Here is a 17,674-nt window from a genome sequence, read left to right as displayed (position 1 = left end):
TCATTCTAAAGTGACAGTTTTACTGTCTGATACGACCTCGAAGAATGTTTTTCCAGGATTCAAGGAAATCTCATTGCCTGATGCATCATAGTATTTCGTCTTATCTGCATTATCATTTCTTTTCCATGTAATCTCTTCAGCTTTGCCATCTGTAATATACAGTCCCTTGCCAGAACCATTCAACGTCATATCCTGATAATCTTCTTCGCTGATGGACTTCTGAGCTACATACTGAACAATAATGTTCTTAAAGGCCAGCTGTTCATTATTCTCCCGGTCGATATGGGCTTCACCAAACTGATAGCGATAGTAAAGACCATCCTCAGTATTATATGTGAAATATGGCTTCGAGTCAAATGGAATATTCACTTTTTGTGCATTTATTCCGTCTTTCAGCTCCGTATCAACATGATTAAACTGCAGTCGCGGTGTATATCCCTCCGGATAATCTCTGGTAAGGCCTGTGACTTCAAGTCCCGCTGCCAGCATTTTGCCGGTTGTATAGACATTATGTGGTGCTACACGATCCGTTGAACGATAAAAAACTTTCGGTTCATAGCTTGATATGCCATGAATTGTCGTAATATTCTCATTTTCAATACGTTCAAGTGCAAACCTTGACTGACCATAGTGTACATAAATAGCATCATTATCATTGGCAAAATCAATATAATTATGTCTTGCACTCCGGACAGACCCAATTTTTTCAACGTTATCCACATCTTGAAAAAGAGCCAGAAGACGCGTAATACCGCCTTCTACCTGTGCTTCATAAATCATTTCAGCCTGACTGACACCAGATTGCGGAAGCGACACATCAATGTTATTGATCATAATCGCATACGGACGCTGCTTTCCAATTGTCTCACTGACAGGCTCTCCAGTCAGATAACTGTACATTTCGCCGGCAGGCAAAGCTGCTTCCGTCTCTGCTTCCGTTTCTGTCTCACTTTCTGTCTGTGTTTCAACCGTAACTGCAGTCTGAGTCTCTGTTTCCGTTGATTCTGTCTTCTTACCGCCACAAGCAGTTACTGCCAGCATCATACCTACTGCCAAACATACAGCTGTCATACCATATTTCATCTTTTTCATAAAACTACCCCCATTATCTTATAAATTTGTGTTGTTGTCTTTCCACTAAAAATATCTCTGAATCCTTCCGTCCTACATACACTAACGCTTCAGATTCAGCATATTCAAAATGTCTCTCTGCTTCTCCTCCATCACTTCCCGCTCTTCATCCTGCATATGGTCATATCCGAACAAATGCAGCATACTATGAGCCACAAGAAAGCCCAATTCCCTCTGCTGGGAATGGCCATAACTTGCAGCCTGCTCAATAATCTTGTCCACAGACAAAATAATATCCCCCAATATCAGTTCACCACTCTCCGGGTTGAAGAAATCTTCTGTCAATCCCTCCTCCAATACTGAAAAATCCCCCGGCCGTACATAGTCAATCATTGGAAATGACAACACATCTGTCGGTTTGAACAGATCTCTGTAGTCTCTGTTAATCATTGCAATTTCATCATTCGTTGTCAAAACCACATTTACTTCTGTTTCATAGGGACATTCTTCAAAATCAAGGGCACCATTGATGACCTCCCTGATAATCTTCTCATAGTCAAAATCAAGCTTCTTATCTGCTTCATAATCAATATTTACTGTCATAAACTCCTCCTATTTATGTCCTCGTTCGCTTATCTTTCTGCGTACTGATGATCGCTTTGTTCTAGCCCCGGCTGCTTCATCTTTCTTCAGACCGTCTTTTGACAAATGCTTCTGCTTCGCTTCATAATCATCATAAGCCTTGACAATCTTCTGTACCAGCGGATGTCTCACAACATCCTGGCTGGAAAGCATACAAATCCCAATATCATTAATGCCGCCTAACACTTTCAGTGCCACATCCAGTCCAGACTGCTGCCCTGTTGGCAGATCCTTCTGACTTAAATCACCTGTCACAATAACCTTGGAGCCAAAACCGATACGGGTCAGGAACATCTTCATCTGAGCCGGTGTTGTATTCTGCGCCTCATCCAAAACAATAAACGAATTATCAAGGGTACGCCCTCTCATATAAGCAAGAGGCGCCACCTCAATTAATCCCTTTTCCATGTTCTTCTGGAAACTTTCTGCTCCCATGATCTCATACAGCGCATCATATAAAGGTCTCAAGTAAGGATCAATCTTACTCTGCAAATCTCCCGGCAAAAAACCGAGTTTCTCACCTGCCTCAATAGCCGGTCTTGTCAAAATGATTCGATTGACTTCATTATTCCTAAAGGCCGTAATAGCCATAGCCATGGCAAGATATGTCTTGCCCGTGCCGGCGGGACCTACACCGAATACAATCATTTTCTCACGGATATTGCGAATATAATTCTTCTGTCCATGCGTCTTCGGCTTGATCGGCCGTCCGCCAATGGTATGGCAGATCAGTTCATCGTAAAGCTCCGTCACTTTCTCCTGTTTATCTTCCATACTCAGTGCCAGCGTATAATTAACATTCTGATCTGTAATAACCTCTCCGTTGACAGATAATTGAATCAATTGATTCAGTACATTCACTGCCCGCTTTGTTTTTGCAGCTTCACCAATAATCTTCAGGCTGCCGCCTCTGGCGATAATGGTCACATTCAAAGCCCGTTCGATATTTTTGATATAATGATCAAATTCGCCAAATACATTTCTGATATGTTCCGCAGGGATATCAATGATTTCTTCAGTAATACTCATCCTGTCGCATAATCCTCCATCTATTCATTATGCCGCGTCGATGCCATATGCTCACTGCTGATGGGCACTTCTTTTCCAATCGGCCCATCCAGAATCAGTGTTCCCTTAACATGACCTCCGTCAGCATCTAGTGATATTGTAACACTATTCGAGATAATTTGAACCCCTTTTTTCTCCAATTCATTCAAATACTTCTGCAATTCCTCTTCCGCCATCTTTTTGATGACCTCATCGGTATACTCTTCCACAACATTTTCATAAGGAACATACTCCGTATACTCCAGTGCAAAAGGCAAATAAAAAGTCGGTGTCAGCCTGAACTGCTTCTTCCAGGACCATACTTCACTTAAAGTATTCTCCTCCAATTGCTTTTTTAAAATGTTCTCCCATACAGGCAGGCAAAAGCTCTTTCCGACTATTGCCACCCCAAGTTCTCGATAATTTTTCCCCGTATAGCTGCGCACTTCATGTTTTCGCTGATAATGTTTCTCATATAATTCTTGATATTTTCCGAAAACATCTCCTTCCGCGGTCAAATAATCCACTTTTTTCAGTGTTTCATCTTCATTATAAATATACACTTTTCCTTCAATCAGTACATCACCCTTTTTGACTTCATCACCATAGCGGACTGCAACTGTCCCCCGCCGTACCACCAAATTGGTAATAATCGCATCTTCATCTGCCACCAAATTTGCCGGCAAATCAGTCTCACTTTCACCATTCTGCGTTTTGGGGTTATTCTCTCGATTCTCAACACGCTTCACATTTCCTGTCTGCCCGCCTCCTGAACTTCCGGATATTTTCAAATCACCTTCCCGCAGTTCAATCTGCAGTTTTGTTCCCGCGATACTGGCCGACACCCAGGTAATTTCATTGTACATAATCCTTAATTCTTCTTCAATTTTCGGAAGATCAATCTCTGATTTTCGGCATCCGGTCTTCACATCCATCTTCGCCAATGCCTGTAAAATCAAGGCATCCGTATATTTGCGGTTACCGTCAATATCAATTTGCCAGACAAAGAGAGACAATATATAGATCATGCCGGCAAAAACCATCATCCCCAACAAAAACCACCATCGCCGCTTATGTCTGTAAAAGAAAAAAGCCGGCCCCTGCCGATCCAGAATATGTATTTTCACATGTGTTTTCCGAACCAAAGGTCTCAGCTTTTTAAAACTCTTTGCATCTATTTCCATCTGTATAGCATTCTCCTTTCGGATTAAATGCCGCAGCTCAATGCCGTTATTTCTGCAGAGATTCACAAAGCGCAGGGTTTCTTCACCTGTCACAAGACACCGCACCTGATTTGACACGACGGACATGATGCGCCTCCTTTATATTTGCTGTCATCATCAATATCCTTACTTTATACTGTTTTTTCAGCGATATTCTATATGCTCTATGTAGCCCTCTATCGTCACCTCATCCTCATTCAAACAGATAATCTGAAGCGCTTTTCCGACAATCGTCACAGACATTTTCGGACAATGAAGTACAATCTTTTCCTCCTGATAAATTTGTATAGAGGAATAATTTTCCACCCGAAGCCGATGTCTGCCAACACCATAAAAAACCGGCAAGGTCGCCAAAGTCTCATCCGGCACTTGAAAAAAAGTTGCCATGGCAATCTTCCATAAAGGATACTTTTTCTTCTCTTTTTGAGAAAAATGTGTCTGAACCTGATTTTGAACAAAACGCTTATGCTGTTTCACCATTGCCGCCTCCACATTCTCCTCACATCAGTTTATGCACGCAGCTGTTAAACATACCATTGTTATTCAAATTCAATCATTTTTCTGGCAAGTGTTTCTGTTATCAGCAATCCTTTTAGGTATTCCACTTTTTCCATACAAAAAACCGAACTCAGGCTAAAGCTAAACATCATTCGCTCTTAATAACATAAAAATCCCTTTAACCAGATGAAATTTAGTATCATCTGGTTAAAAGAATTTATTCTTTACTTCACATATCAATCCTATAGAGCATTCTTCACTTCACTTTGAAATTTCTCGATTGAGTCTACCTGTGCTGCCAACTCACTCCACTTCCTGAGTATCGCTGAATTCTTCTGCTCTCCTAGTATTCTTCTAAGATCTTCCGGCACTTCTCCATAAGTTCTCTATTATGGCCATAATTAATATTCAATGCAACTACCATAACTTCGAGATGCGATTGTATATCATCATCTGGAAATGAATCGCTTAATTTTAGAATCTGTCTGTCAGGTTCAGCCTTTGTGCCATTGTAAAAGACAAAATACTGAGGTTTTGGCAGTTTAAGACGCGTCTCAGAATAAATATTCAGTTCATTCAATCGGACATAGTCTTCATATAATCGCGCAAAATATCCCAATCCACAAAGCGGCATATTCGGATTCCACGTTGACTGATGCTCATATAAATTCAATGTGCTGTCTATCAAAAATGAAATATCATTCTTATAATCCATGTATAAAGCACCACTGATTGTCGTAATAGTAAGTGCACCTTCATCTGACTTCTTCAATTCGAACCTTCCTGTTTTTTCTGCACTTTTCATCAATCATAAGGTAAACATGAAATTCCAGACTGTCCTTTGCTGTCGTAAATGGTTCTTCCCGGTACACCAGGGCTCTGATACCGCTAGCAATCAATTTCTGCTGCCACTTCACTGCCTTTTTTAATCGACGATTAAACTCATCTTCAATTTTTTCATCAAAAATACGTTTTGAGTAATGTCTGGTTCCCTCCTGCATTTTTTCGAAAATCAGAACAATCAACTGCTGATGTATCGTCTGACACAGCATTCCGGCAATCCTCCGTGTCATCCACCTTCCATGACACTTCCTGTATAGTTTCAAATTTCTGATCATGCTTCGATCATTGACTTCTCCAGCCAATTCAATCATCACATCAATTGCCGCCTTTGTTGGCCTCCACCCATTGACTCTCGGTACCAGATATTTCTCCGGCACCGCAGGATAACATGTATCATTTAAAGGCGGAAAATCCGCCAACTGAGCCAGTTTCTTTTCAATATCCGTGCAGTAATTTTCTCCAAGGTAATCATATTTGTCCCGCAAAATGGCAATCTGATACTCCAAAAGACGCAGATATTCATATCCCGGCACCCAGAAATGCGCAACCTCGCCATATTCATAAAGATGAACTTCCAGTTCCAACTGCTTAAAAAAGATTGTCAATGCCTGATCATCCTGCCATACAGTCAGAATATAAGTTTCTTCCTCTTTGCTGAGTGTCGCGTCCAGCATACCCTCATAGTCTCTCAGATACTTTCCGGTCATTTTCGCTTCTTTAAAAACAAGAAAGCTTTCCACTGCATCATTCATCAAATAGACAAGGCGAATATCCGTCTCTACACTGTGATCCGTCTGATCCTCCTCCGATATAAGCAGCTCAAACTGCTCCTGCTGCAGAAGTTCAGCCAACATAGCAAATGCTCTTTCCATAACTTTCCCTCTTAATTCATTGTCGGCTACAATTCCTTCGAAAACGATGTACACGTGCCATATCTGCAGAACTTTTACGAAAAAAGGGTTGCTTCCTAAACGGAAACAACCCTTTGATTCTTTCATACTGCAATACGAGAACTACAGCTTATTTATACTTACGTTTTCTAGCTGCCTCTGATTTCTTCTTACGTCTTACGCTTGGTTTTTCGTAATGCTCTCTTTTGCGAATTTCCTGCTGAATACCGGCTTTAGCGCAGTTTCTTTTAAATCTGCGTAAAGCACTATCTAAAGTTTCGTTTTCTTTAACGATTACATTCGACATAGCTCACACCTTACCTCCCTCCAGTTGTGTATTGTGCTGATACAACTGTGGGTATATTCATAGCACTAAAAGCATTATACCATAAATTTTTAATTCGTCAACTATTTTTTATCACTCTATCCGTCTTTTTTCATGGACAGCGCCGACACCGACCAACAAACCTCATCATATGCGCTTCATCTGTGCTTTTGGCCGCCCACTATGCGATTCTAACAGATAATTCCTCTTAAATCTGTCAGAACGTGACGCGGACACTTAACCACGCACATGCCACAGCTGAGACAGACAGATTCATCAATCACTGCACAGTGCTCTGTTACCTTGATAGCACCAGCTGTGCAGGTCTTCTCACAGATACCGCAGCCGATGCAGCTGGCCAAGCAGACCTGTCTGGCTTCTTTGCCATTCTGTCGGTTAGAACAACGAACCACAATATAATTGGCACATTCATGGATATGGATCACCTGTTTCGGACATTCACGCACGCATTTGCCGCAGGCAACACATTTTGCTTCATCTACTTGTGCCACACCATTTTCATTGATGACAATCGCCTGGAACGGACAGACTGACACACATATGCCGCAGCCGATACAGCCATTTTCACAGCTCTGTCCTTCCTGTACATGACATCCTCCATTACAGGCCACCAATGCTGAACGATAAGGAAATTTCTTCTTAACAGCCATATTTATTCCTTCCTCTCATAAGGGGTATTGTCAATCGGCAGAACATAACGTCTGCTGCCGTCATAACGGTAATACGCATCTGTGATAGCCGGCGCAGTCGGTATGGATGTGATCTCACCGATACCGATAGCACCGCAGGCAACATTTAACCCCGGCTTATCAATGACAATGGCATCGATCTTCGGTATCTCATGGGCTCTAAAAAGGCCAATGGATCCATATTTTTCAATCGGCTTGCAGTTCTCATCGATCGGGTATTTTTCACGCACCGCATAACCGATGGACATCACCACACCGCCTTCAATCTGTCCTTCGCAGGACAATGGATTGACAGCCTTGCCCACATCATGGGCTGCAATCATCCGGTCGATCTTGCCTGTCTTCTCATTAAGAATGCAAACCTGCGTAGCATACCCATAGGCCACATGTGAAACAGGATTCGGCACATCTGCCCCCAGCGGATCTGTCTTTGCAAGATAATCCCCATAGAATTCCTGGCCGATCAAATCCTTTAATGACTTATCGCTGCCCTTTGCTTCCATGAGCTTCTCACAGGCTCTCCTGCAGGCTTCACCGGTGATCATAGTCTGTCTTGAACCGGATGTCGTTCCTGAATCCGGTGCGATCCATGTATTGCTTCGCTCATAAACAATATCATCTCTCTTAAGATCTGTATTCGTCACAGTCATCTGCACAAGCACTGTTCCAAGTCCCTGACCAATACAGGAGGCTCCGGAATAAATATGAAGCTTTGCATCCTCCTCAACAATCAGCTTCACACGGCCCCAGTCAGGAATACCAACACCGACACCGGCATTCTTCATCGCACAGGCGATACCCACCGGTTTGCCCGCAGCCAGCGCGGCTTCGTATTCTTCCTTCACAACCTCCAGTGTCTCTACAAGACCTGTGGATTCATCTACGATCTGCCCATTCGGAAGAACACCTCCCGGACGAATGGCATTGCGGTAACGGATCTCCCAAGGTGTAATACCAATCTCATCTGCCATCATATTCAGCAGTGTCTCTGTGGCAAAGCACGTCTGAGTCACACCAAAGCCTCTGAAGGCGCCCGCCGGCGGATTATTGGTATAATAAGCCCTTCCCTCGATCTCAAAATTCTCATAGGCGTATGGACCTGCTGCATGGGTACAGGCACGTTCCAGTACCGGACCGCCAAGGGATGCAAAAGCACCTGTATCAGAAGCCACTTTCGCCTTGACTCCCATAATATGGCCTTCTTCATCACAACCCATGGTAAAATCCATCTCAAAGTGATGACGTTTCGGATGGATCAGCAGAGATTCTGCTCTTGTCAGACGGACTTTGACCAGACGTCTCGTCAGATAAGTAATCAGTGCAGCAAGATGCTGAACTGTCATGTCTTCCTTGCCGCCGAAGCCGCCGCCTACAAGGGCATTCTGGCACTTCACCTTGTCTGTGCCAAGCATCAGACTGCTTTCATGGAATGTGCAATAAGCAGACTGGTCTGTAGAAATGATCATGACATCCCCGTCATCATCAATATAAGCCACTGCACATTCCGGTTCCAGAAAAGCATGTTCCGTCCATGGTGTCTCAAAATGATGAGAAATCACATGTGCCGCCTTACTGATGGCTTCATCTGCATTGCCTCTGCTGACATGTTTATAAGCCTGAACATTGGTTGTCTCTTCATCAAATACAAGAGGTGCACCTTCCGCAGCCGCTTCCTGAATATTATGTACAGCCGGCAGTACCTCATATTCAACCTTAATGAGCTTCTTTGCCTTCTCTGCCGTCTCCATATCCTCCGCCGCCACAAGTGCAATGGCATCTCCCAGATAATGCGTCAATCCGCCTACCGGGATCATTGTATACTGATCGTGCTTCAAATGGCCGATCTTATTCTCTCCTGGGATATCTGCTGCCGTAAAAACATCAATAACCCCCGGCAGAGCCTTCGCCGCTGTTGTATCAATCGACAAAACTCTTGCTCTCGGATACTTACTTCTGAGCGCCGTACCATAACACATGCCATCCAGATAGTAATCATCCGGATATTTGCCGTAACCCAGCACCTTCTCCTCCACGTCCAGTCTGTGTACCCTTGAACCAAGCAGCCAGTCATCCGCACCTGCCGCCGGAATCTTACCGGCACGCATGATCTTTGCCGCCAGCTTTACCGCGGCAATAATCTTCACATAGCCGGTACAGCGGCAATAGTTATTGCGAAGCGCATATTTAATCTCCTCTTCCGTTGGATCCGGATTGCGGTCCAAAAGTCCCTTGGTACACATGATCATACCCGGAATACAGAAACCGCACTGAACAGCTCCGGCCTCACCGTAAGCATACGTGTAAACCTCTGATTCCCATTTACTGAGACCATCTACAGTGATGATCGATCGACCCTCCAGTCGATCTGTCTGCAGCACACAGGCCTTACAGGTCTCTCCGTCAATAAGCACTGTACATGCACCGCAGGCCCCCTGACTGCATCCGTCCTTGACAGACGTCAGGTGCATTTCATCCCGCAGGAAGCGCAAAAGAGATTGTTTTTTTGATGTCGAAACCTGACATCCATTTACAAAGAAACTATACATCCTTAATCCTCAACTTTCCTGTTGCTCTATTGATGGTTATTTCGTCAATTTTCATAATATGTCAAAAACTATATTTTCATTTTATCATATTTTAAACAAATTGCAACTCGTTTTTAACAAAATTTTTTAGTTTATAAAAATTTTTTTGTTATTATTTTCCATTTAAATTCATAATATTTCGTTATTAAAATAACAAATTTAAATTTATAATGATACAAATTGAATACAAATCAATACAATGATGTTAATTGATTGTCAATATATAGAAAATCAAAAGCTTTTCACACGATTGCGCACCTAAACGCAAAAAGATGCAATATCCAAAGACTTCATCGTCTTCTTCTATTGCATCTTTAAAGTGTTATTCAAATTCAATTGCTCAAAACTAACAGATATACTTACTGTAAGCTGACATGATAGGCATAATTCTCGTAGGTACTTGTCAGACCGCTGCCATCCAGCAGATGGGTAATCGTTCCTTCATAAGCACTGTTGATTCTATCCATGGCATTGTCATCCAACATTTCTGTATATTTATCCGTATCCTTGGCTTCGCAGACAGGTATCGGCTGAATCGCGTCATTATACCAGTTAAGATAAACAGGTGTTACAGTAAAACTCTGAATCGCCGTTTCCCCAAAATCATTCCGAGCGATGTTAAAATCAAAAACTGCACTGATATCTGTATCCTTCTCGCTGGAAGCATATGTCTCTCCGGAAAGGAGTGCCCCCATACCATAAAGCACCAGACAGCTTCTTGTACTTTGACCCGTCTCATCTTCAGAAGAAAGCTTCTCCACAGGCTTCATCACTCTTGAACCTGTACCAAGAATCAGGTCTGCACCGGCATCACAGAGCTTCTGAGCCAGTGCCTGCTGATCTGTTTCAATGCTGTCTGATTCGACACTTCCGAAATTCAGCATCACAACCACAAGATCCGTCTCATCTTTCATTGCGGATACACGATTACATAATGTCTCTATAGACTGCGCATCATAATCATTCAATGTATTCAGCACACATTCTGCATCAGAATCCAACGAATAACCATTGGAGGAATTGGTATATCCAATAAAACCTATATTAACGCCGCCGATATTCTGTGTATAATCTGTACTGCCGTCAGCAGTCGCTGCGGCACCCACATGCACCAGACCAGCCTGATCAAGATAGCCAATAGTTGAAACAAGGCCTGCGGCATCACTATCCAGTGCATGATTCGTTGCAATGTTCACCAGAGAAATTCCGGCAGACTTCAAATTATCCGCCAGCACCTCCGGAGAATTGTAATTGCTGTCCTCCGTGGTATAACCATAATATTCATCAGAACTGCCGTTATACTTGCCAGCCAGTGTTGTCTTCAGCGTGGCAACCGCATAATCGGATGTCAGGAATAAGTCCTTCACATACTGAAAATCATCCGAAAAATCGAATTTTTCCGAATCACTGTTATAGGCCTTCTCAAGTACAGACTGCTGACAGAGAATATCTCCTGCTGCTGCAAGAGTCACTGACGCTGAATAATCCTTTGTCACCATATTCTGAACCATTTTCTCCACAGACAGCTGGCCGGCATCCACTGTCTGCCCCTTACTGCCTGTACCGCTGCTGCCCTGATTCACAATCGATGGGTTGATCTGTGACGCATAATCAGCCTTCACGTTCTCTGAATACTTATCACAGAGAACGAAAAGTCCGATAAAAAACACTGCCGCTACAAGAACAACAAGTAATTTCTTAACTTCTTTCATAGGCCATTAATGAAGCTGTTTTGCAAGTTCTTCTGCACCAGCCTCCAGTGCCTGATTAATACCGGCAGGATTCTTGCCGCCTGCCTGAGCCATATTCGGACGGCCACCGCCGCCGCCGCCGACAAGCTTAGCCACTGCTTTGATCAGATTGCCGGCATGTGCGCCCTTCTTCATGGCACCGTCTGTTGCCATAGCAAGAAGGCTTACTTTGCCGCCGTTTTCAGATGCCAGAAGAATAACACCGTCACCAAGTTTAGCCTTCAGCTGATCGCCCAAATTCATCAGTTCCTGCATATCAATATCTTTGACATGTACAGGCAGGAAGGAAACACCATTCACATCCTTCACCTGATTCATGACATCGCCCATGGCATCCTTCGCCATCTTATTCTTCAGCTGATTATTCTCCGCTGTTAATGTCTTGATTTCTTCGTGCAGACCCTCAATACGTTTTACAAGCTGAGCAGGATCACATTTTGCAGCCTTGGCAGCTTCATGAAGTTCCTTTTCAACTTCCTTATAATACTTAAATACGCCGTTGCCTGTCAGGGCTTCAATACGACGTACACCTGCTGCGACACCTGTCTCGGAAATGATCTTGAAGGCAGCAATAGAAGCTGTATTATCTGTGTGTGTACCGCCGCAAAGCTCTTTGGAGAAGTCACCCATGGATACAACACGAACATCATCACTGTATTTCTCACCAAAAAGTGCCATAGCACCTGTCTTCTTGGCATCTTCAATGTTCATAACCTTTGTCAGAACAGGAAGACCCTTGGCGATTTCTTCGTTCACGATAGCTTCAACTCTGTCCAGTTCTTCCTGTGTCAGTGCTGAGAAATGTGTAAAGTCAAAACGCAGTTTGTCCTGATTGTTAAAGGAACCTGCCTGCTCTACATGAGAACCGAGGACAATTCTCAGTGCCTTCTGCAGCAAATGAGTTGCACTGTGGTTCTTGGCTGTGTCGCTTCGCTGCTCTTTGTTGATGGCAAGCTTCACAACATCGCCCTTCTTGAACATACCGCTTGTTACAACACCGATATGGCCAATCTTGCCGCCCAGAAGTTTAACGACATCCTTAACCTCAAATGTACCTTCAGGACCTGTGATCACACCTGTATCTGCCATCTGTCCACCGCTTGTCGCATAGAAAGGTGTCTCTTGTGTAAAGATCGTACCTGTCTGACCGTCTGTCAGGGCATCTGTCAATTCTGTCTCTGTTGTCAGAACAGTAATTGGGGATTCACACTCTGTCTTCTCATAACCTACAAACACGCTTGTCACTGAAGGATCGATTTCATCATAAACAGTGGCATCCTTACCCATGTAATTGGATACCTTACGGGCATCTCTTGCTTTCTGACGCTGCTCCTGCATACATACAGTAAAGCCTTCTTCATCAATATCATAACCCTTTTCCTCAAGGATCTCCTTTGTCAGATCCATTGGAAAACCATAAGTATCATAAAGCTTGAATGCATCTGCACCGTCAAGTACCTTCTTGCCTTCAGCTGACAGTTTCTCTTCCATCTCATTCAGAATACTGAGACCCTGATCGATAGTCTTGTTGAATTTATCTTCTTCCTGTGTCAGTACATTAAAGATAAATTCCTTCTTCTCTTCCAGTTCCGGATAACCGTCCTTGGATGTCTCAATGACTGTTTCACTGAGTTTTGCAAGGAACTTGCCTTCAATACCAAGAAGTCTTCCATGTCTTGCCGCACGTCTGATCAAACGACGGAGCACGTAGCCACGGCCTTCATTGGATGGCATAATACCATCAGAGATCATAAATGTTGCTGAACGGATATGGTCTGTAATGATACGGATAGAAACATCTGTTTCATGCTTCTCAAGATACTTCACACCTGCCAGATCGCAGACTTTGTTGCGCAGTGCCTGAATTGTATCCACATCAAAAATAGAATCCACATCCTGGACAACAACAGCCAGACGTTCAAGACCCATACCTGTATCAATATTCTTCTGGATAAGATCTGTATAATGATTATGTCCGTCATTGTTAAACTGTGAAAATACGTTGTTCCATACTTCCATATAACGGTCACAATCACAGCCGACCGTACAGCCCGGTTTACCGCAGCCATACTTCTCACCACGGTCATAGTAGATTTCTGAACATGGACCGCAAGGACCTGCCCCATGTTCCCAGAAGTTATCTTCCTTGCCAAAACGGAAGATACGCTCCGGAGCAATACCGATTTCCTTGTTCCAGATATCAAATGCCTCATCGTCATCCTGATAAATAGACGGATACAGACGGTCAGGATCAAGTCCGACAACCTGTGTCAGAAATTCCCATGACCATGCAATGGCTTCATGCTTGAAATAATCACCAAATGAGAAGTTGCCCAGCATTTCAAAGAATGTACCATGTCTTGCTGTCTTACCAACATTCTCCAGGTCACCTGTACGGATACACTTCTGGCATGTAGTTACACGACGACGCGGAGGAATCTCTGCGCCTGTGAAATATGGCTTCAATGGTGCCATACCTGAGTTGATCAGCAGTAAACTGTTATCATTATGAGGAATCAGCGAGAAGCTCTTCATTGCCAGATGGCCCTTGCTCTCAAAGAACTCCAGAAACATCTTCCTCAATTCGTTAAGACTATACGGTCTTTCCATATCTTTATTCCTCCTGTTTATAGCGGCACCCTAAAGAAACCGCTCTTTCTTTTCATTGTAATGACTAAAACGCCACTGCAGTATAAATTCTGCTTTCTGCGTTGCAGATTCAAATTCAAGCCATGCTTAAATACCTATAACACAAGAAAACTGGTAAGCAAAACCTACCAGTTTCTTATTATAAAATCAAATACCGCCTTTGTCAATTTGATTATTCTGCTGTCGTGCTATTTTTCGCCTTTTTTGACGCTTTAAACTTCTTGCCTGCTGTAAAGCCAGCTGCTGCGACTGCAATAAAGAATACGAATTTGCCAAGATATGTTGCAAATGCTGTAAGCATAATGATCCGCCTCCTGTGTTCTAAATTCAATACATGAAAATATTATAACACATTTAATGGCGTTCCGCCAGTTCTTTTGTGATATCTTTCCATGAGACTTCTCTTTCAGCCATTAAAACCATCATATGATACAGAAAATCACAGATTTCATATTTCACTTCATCGGAATCCGGATTCTTGGCTGCAATGATAATCTCCGCTGCCTCTTCTCCGACTTTCTTGAGGATCTTGTCAATACCCTGATCAAAAAGATAATTCGTATAGGAACCTTCCTTTGGATTTTCCTTGCGCTCAAGAATCGTTGCCATAACATCATCAAAAACAGTCATCGGGTTGCGTCCGTCATAGGCCTTGCTGGCAAGATTAGTGTAGAAACAGCTGCGATGACCTGTATGGCAGGCCGCACCAATCTGCTCGACTTTGGCAAGAATCGTGTCCCGATCACAGTCAATGTCCAATGATTTCACATACTGATAATGACCGCTTGTATCCCCCTTACGCCATAACTCCTGACGGCTGCGGCTCCAGTAGGTCATCATACCTTCACGCAATGTCTGCTCATAGGCTTCCTCATTCATATAGGCCATCATGAGAATCTCAGCTGTTCTGAAATCCTGTACGATCACAGGGATCAGGCCATCTCCGTTTAACTTGAATGAGGAAAACGGCAGACTGCTTCTGAAAAGATTAAACTTCGCACTGTCTGTCTCAAGGGTTGCCTTCATGGCATGAATATTCGGCAACGCTGCTGTTTCATTCTCATAAATCAGGGCAATCGCACTGACATTGGCATCTGCCAGCAATTGTTTCTGACCTTCCTTGTTCTCATAACGGCAGGTTGCGATCACTTTCTGATCGCCTACTGTCTCCGGCAGCTTCTCAATGGTGCCTGTCACAAAAATATTGGACAGATTCAGTTCTTTCGCCAACTTGAATTCATCCGCTGCCAGCTTCGGTTCACTGATCACCATTCCCACTCTGTCAGCGCCAAAACGATCTGCTGCTTCTCTGATCAGTGTCTGCTCTGTCGCCTCGATCCAGGCACCTGCTGCCCCTGCATAAAGCACTTTCTTAATATCCTCAAGTCTTCTGTATGGCTGCCAGATATATAACCGGCAGTCCGACTTTTCACAGATATTCCTGATTTTCTTGATCAGCATTGCCTCATCAGAAAAATCCGGACTGATGATAATCACACCGTCTGCACCGAGACGTTCATACTGAACAGCAATCTCATCCTCATCACTGAAATTGATAATCGGATATATACTCTTAACTTCCATAATCTATTCTCCTCGACTCAAATTGAACGTTCATGCCATCTGCACACTTCGATTGCTTCGGACAGCTTTAATCGGGATTCATACAGCGCTCTTCCGATAATGATTCCCTCCATCGGCATATCTGTGAATGCCTCGATGTCTTTAAGGGTAATAATTCCGCCGCTGTAGATCACCTTCATATGCAGTTTCTGTGCAATCTCCCGTGCCTGCATGATACCGGCACCATTATAAAGTCCTCTTCTGAGAATATCCGTATAAATAACGGATTCTATTCCCATTGCCTTCATGTTGGAAGCCACTGTCGTTGCGTTATAATGACTGAATTTCTTTCGTCCTTCAGTGGCAATAAGCCCATCTTTCGCATCAATAGATACCAGAATCTTATCACTGCCGAACAGATGGACAGCTTCCTTTATTAAAACCGGATTCTCAATTGCCTGAGTTCCGATGACAACACGATGTACACCTATATTCATATACTGGTCAATATCCTTAATAGAACGAATACCGCCACCGACCTGCACAGGAATATGGACATTCTCCAGGATCTCACGGATCACTGTTCCATTCACGGAAGTACCGGAATCCGCACCGTCCAGATCGACAACATGGAGACATTCCGCTCCCTGATCCTGCCACCTTCTGGCCATTTCCAACGGTTGAGACGTCAGTATACGACCCCTTGTTATCCCGTCAGGCAGCTCATTGATGCATCTGCCACCTGAAATATGAATTGCCGGATATATACGCACTGCCACACTCCTCTCTTATTCTGACCTGCTGCACACATCTGTGCAGTACACAGCAGGTGAGGCAGCCTCATCTGCTATAATGTTCCTTTTGTAGACAAAACATCTGTAATTCTGGGATCATATCCTACTGCCTCATCCAGTGCTTTTGCAAAAGATTTGAAAATAGCTTCGATGATATGATGGTTGTTCTGCCCTGCCAGCTGACGAATATGAAGATTCATGCCGCTGCTGTATGAAATTGCATAGAAAAACTCTCTGACCATCTCTGTGTCAAATTCTCCGACCTTATCAACAGTAAAGTCAGCATCAAAACACAGGTAAGGACGCCCTGACAGATCCAGAGCTGTTAAAACAAGTGTCTCATCCATCGGCAGCGCAAAAGAACCATATCTGCGAATTCCCTTTTTATCATCCAGTGCTTTCTTGATGGCCTCGCCAAGAACAATCCCTGTGTCCTCAATGGTGTGATGGCAATCCACTTCCAGATCACCCTTCACCTGAACGGTCAGGTCAAAAAAACCGTGTTTTGCAAAGCTTCGAAGCATATGATCAAAAAAACCGATGCCTGTATCAATATCTGAACGGCCGGAGCCGTCCAGATTCAATGTCACTGCTATATCTGTTTCAGATGTTGTTCTTGAAATTGATGCTGTTCTATCCATCTATTTATCCTCAAAACGTACAGCTATGGAATTAGCATGAGCTGTCAGTGATTCAGCCTTGGCAAACTGAATGATATCGTCTTTCTTTGCTGCAAGTGCTTCTCTTGAATAGTAAATGATGCTGGATTTCTTCACAAAATCATCCACACTCAGAGGTGAGAAGAATTTGGCTGTGCCGTTTGTCGGCAGGATGTGGTTCGGTCCTGCAAAATAATCACCCAAAGGTTCGGAACTGTTCTCACCGATAAAAATCGCACCTGCGTTGCGGATCTTTGTCATGACTTCGAAAGGATTGGCTGTGACAATTTCCAGATGCTCTGATGCAATAGCATTAGCAATCTCCACTGCTTCATCAATGGATGAGGCAATCAGGATATGGCCGTAATTCTCCAGAGACTTCTCAATAATGGCTTTTCTGGAAAGCACCTGTGTAAAGCCTTCA

At 43.6% G+C, this 17,674-nt stretch carries 17 protein-coding genes; all 17 read right to left on the bottom strand.

Annotated elements, in window-relative coordinates; all coding sequences use genetic code 11:
* A complete protein-coding gene (locus WMO25_RS01660; RefSeq protein ID WP_349083705.1) occupies positions 1–1,092 on the bottom strand; it encodes a DUF3048 domain-containing protein in 1,092 nt (363 codons plus the stop codon).
* 81 nt (positions 1,093–1,173) lie between these two features.
* Positions 1,174–1,674 carry an rRNA maturation RNase YbeY gene (ybeY, locus tag WMO25_RS01655; RefSeq protein ID WP_015514097.1) on the bottom strand — a complete coding sequence of 167 codons (501 nt, stop codon included), beginning with the start codon at positions 1,672–1,674 and terminating at the stop codon, positions 1,174–1,176.
* A 9-nt stretch (positions 1,675–1,683) separates the two neighbouring features.
* Positions 1,684–2,742, bottom strand: coding sequence for a PhoH family protein (locus tag WMO25_RS01650; RefSeq protein WP_349083702.1), 1,059 nt, complete (start codon positions 2,740–2,742; stop codon positions 1,684–1,686).
* Between the two features lie 20 nt (positions 2,743–2,762).
* Positions 2,763–4,070 carry a sporulation protein YqfD gene (locus tag WMO25_RS01645; RefSeq protein ID WP_349083701.1) on the bottom strand — a complete coding sequence of 436 codons (1,308 nt, stop codon included), beginning with the start codon at positions 4,068–4,070 and terminating at the stop codon, positions 2,763–2,765.
* A gap of 57 nt (positions 4,071–4,127) precedes the next feature.
* A complete protein-coding gene (locus WMO25_RS01640; protein WP_349083698.1) occupies positions 4,128–4,463 on the bottom strand; it encodes a YabP/YqfC family sporulation protein in 336 nt (111 codons plus the stop codon).
* Between the two features lie 361 nt (positions 4,464–4,824).
* Positions 4,825–5,253, bottom strand: a complete 429-nt coding sequence (locus WMO25_RS01635; protein ID WP_349083695.1) for a hypothetical protein — start codon at positions 5,251–5,253, stop codon at positions 4,825–4,827.
* Positions 5,237–6,196 carry a DUF3878 family protein gene (locus WMO25_RS01630; protein ID WP_349083692.1) on the bottom strand — a complete coding sequence of 320 codons (960 nt, stop codon included), beginning with the start codon at positions 6,194–6,196 and terminating at the stop codon, positions 5,237–5,239. Before WMO25_RS01630 ends, WMO25_RS01635 begins: the two co-directional genes overlap by 17 nt.
* Before the next feature lie 148 nt (positions 6,197–6,344).
* Complete coding sequence (rpsU, locus tag WMO25_RS01625) at positions 6,345–6,521, bottom strand: 30S ribosomal protein S21 (protein ID WP_008400815.1); 177 nt, start codon at positions 6,519–6,521, stop codon at positions 6,345–6,347.
* A gap of 209 nt (positions 6,522–6,730) precedes the next feature.
* Entirely contained in the window at positions 6,731–7,210 is a 480-nt protein-coding gene (locus WMO25_RS01620) for a 4Fe-4S binding protein (RefSeq protein WP_215689456.1), read from the bottom strand.
* A 2-nt stretch (positions 7,211–7,212) separates the two neighbouring features.
* Complete coding sequence (gene xdh / locus WMO25_RS01615) at positions 7,213–9,795, bottom strand: selenium-dependent xanthine dehydrogenase (RefSeq protein WP_349083687.1); 2,583 nt, start codon at positions 9,793–9,795, stop codon at positions 7,213–7,215.
* Positions 9,796–10,193: 398 nt separating this feature from the next.
* Positions 10,194–11,546, bottom strand: coding sequence for a CapA family protein (locus tag WMO25_RS01610; protein WP_349083684.1), 1,353 nt, complete (start codon positions 11,544–11,546; stop codon positions 10,194–10,196).
* A gap of 6 nt (positions 11,547–11,552) precedes the next feature.
* The gene (gene alaS / locus WMO25_RS01605) at positions 11,553–14,195 is read right to left on the bottom strand and encodes an alanine--tRNA ligase (protein WP_227081469.1); all 2,643 of its coding nucleotides are present in this window, start codon (positions 14,193–14,195) and stop codon (positions 11,553–11,555) included.
* A 211-nt stretch (positions 14,196–14,406) separates the two neighbouring features.
* Complete coding sequence (locus tag WMO25_RS01600) at positions 14,407–14,535, bottom strand: hypothetical protein (RefSeq protein ID WP_349083680.1); 129 nt, start codon at positions 14,533–14,535, stop codon at positions 14,407–14,409.
* Between the two features lie 53 nt (positions 14,536–14,588).
* Positions 14,589–15,818 carry a bifunctional phosphoribosyl-AMP cyclohydrolase/phosphoribosyl-ATP diphosphatase HisIE gene (hisIE, locus tag WMO25_RS01595; RefSeq protein WP_349083677.1) on the bottom strand — a complete coding sequence of 410 codons (1,230 nt, stop codon included), beginning with the start codon at positions 15,816–15,818 and terminating at the stop codon, positions 14,589–14,591.
* A 17-nt stretch (positions 15,819–15,835) separates the two neighbouring features.
* A complete protein-coding gene (locus tag WMO25_RS01590) occupies positions 15,836–16,570 on the bottom strand; it encodes a 1-(5-phosphoribosyl)-5-[(5-phosphoribosylamino)methylideneamino]imidazole-4-carboxamide isomerase (RefSeq protein ID WP_349083674.1) in 735 nt (244 codons plus the stop codon).
* Positions 16,571–16,644: 74 nt separating this feature from the next.
* Positions 16,645–17,232 carry an imidazoleglycerol-phosphate dehydratase HisB gene (gene hisB / locus WMO25_RS01585; RefSeq protein WP_349083671.1) on the bottom strand — a complete coding sequence of 196 codons (588 nt, stop codon included), beginning with the start codon at positions 17,230–17,232 and terminating at the stop codon, positions 16,645–16,647.
* The coding region (locus WMO25_RS01580; RefSeq protein WP_349083668.1) for a histidinol dehydrogenase at positions 17,233–17,674 on the bottom strand (442 nt) is incomplete at its 5' end.

Origin of the sequence: Coprococcus intestinihominis (assembly GCF_040096555.1) — a bacterium.
GTDB lineage: Bacteria > Bacillota > Clostridia > Lachnospirales > Lachnospiraceae > Coprococcus_A > Coprococcus_A intestinihominis.
The sequence above is the reverse complement of the archived record's forward strand: the minus strand, read 5'-3'. Positions and strand labels throughout refer to the sequence as shown.

Bases quoted from the DNA above. Each gene is read 5' to 3' on its own strand.
- WMO25_RS01640 (WP_349083698.1), bottom strand. From the start codon at position 4,463: ATGGTGAAACAGCATAAGCGTTTTGTTCAAAATCAGGTTCAGACACAT.
- WMO25_RS01620 (WP_215689456.1), bottom strand. From the start codon at position 7,210: ATGGCTGTTAAGAAGAAATTTCCTTATCGTTCAGCATTGGTGGCCTGT.
- WMO25_RS01610 (WP_349083684.1), bottom strand. From the start codon at position 11,546: ATGAAAGAAGTTAAGAAATTACTTGTTGTTCTTGTAGCGGCAGTGTTT.
- WMO25_RS01645 (WP_349083701.1), bottom strand. From the start codon at position 4,070: ATGTCCGTCGTGTCAAATCAGGTGCGGTGTCTTGTGACAGGTGAAGAA.
- WMO25_RS01630 (WP_349083692.1), bottom strand. From the start codon at position 6,196: ATGGAAAGAGCATTTGCTATGTTGGCTGAACTTCTGCAGCAGGAGCAG.
- hisIE (WP_349083677.1), bottom strand. From the start codon at position 15,818: ATGGAAGTTAAGAGTATATATCCGATTATCAATTTCAGTGATGAGGAT.
- WMO25_RS01600 (WP_349083680.1), bottom strand. From the start codon at position 14,535: ATGCTTACAGCATTTGCAACATATCTTGGCAAATTCGTATTCTTTATT.
- WMO25_RS01650 (WP_349083702.1), bottom strand. From the start codon at position 2,742: ATGAGTATTACTGAAGAAATCATTGATATCCCTGCGGAACATATCAGA.
- xdh (WP_349083687.1), bottom strand. From the start codon at position 9,795: ATGTATAGTTTCTTTGTAAATGGATGTCAGGTTTCGACATCAAAAAAA.
- alaS (WP_227081469.1), bottom strand. From the start codon at position 14,195: ATGGAAAGACCGTATAGTCTTAACGAATTGAGGAAGATGTTTCTGGAG.
- WMO25_RS01660 (WP_349083705.1), bottom strand. From the start codon at position 1,092: ATGAAAAAGATGAAATATGGTATGACAGCTGTATGTTTGGCAGTAGGT.
- hisB (WP_349083671.1), bottom strand. From the start codon at position 17,232: ATGGATAGAACAGCATCAATTTCAAGAACAACATCTGAAACAGATATA.
- rpsU (WP_008400815.1), bottom strand. From the start codon at position 6,521: ATGTCGAATGTAATCGTTAAAGAAAACGAAACTTTAGATAGTGCTTTA.
- ybeY (WP_015514097.1), bottom strand. From the start codon at position 1,674: ATGACAGTAAATATTGATTATGAAGCAGATAAGAAGCTTGATTTTGAC.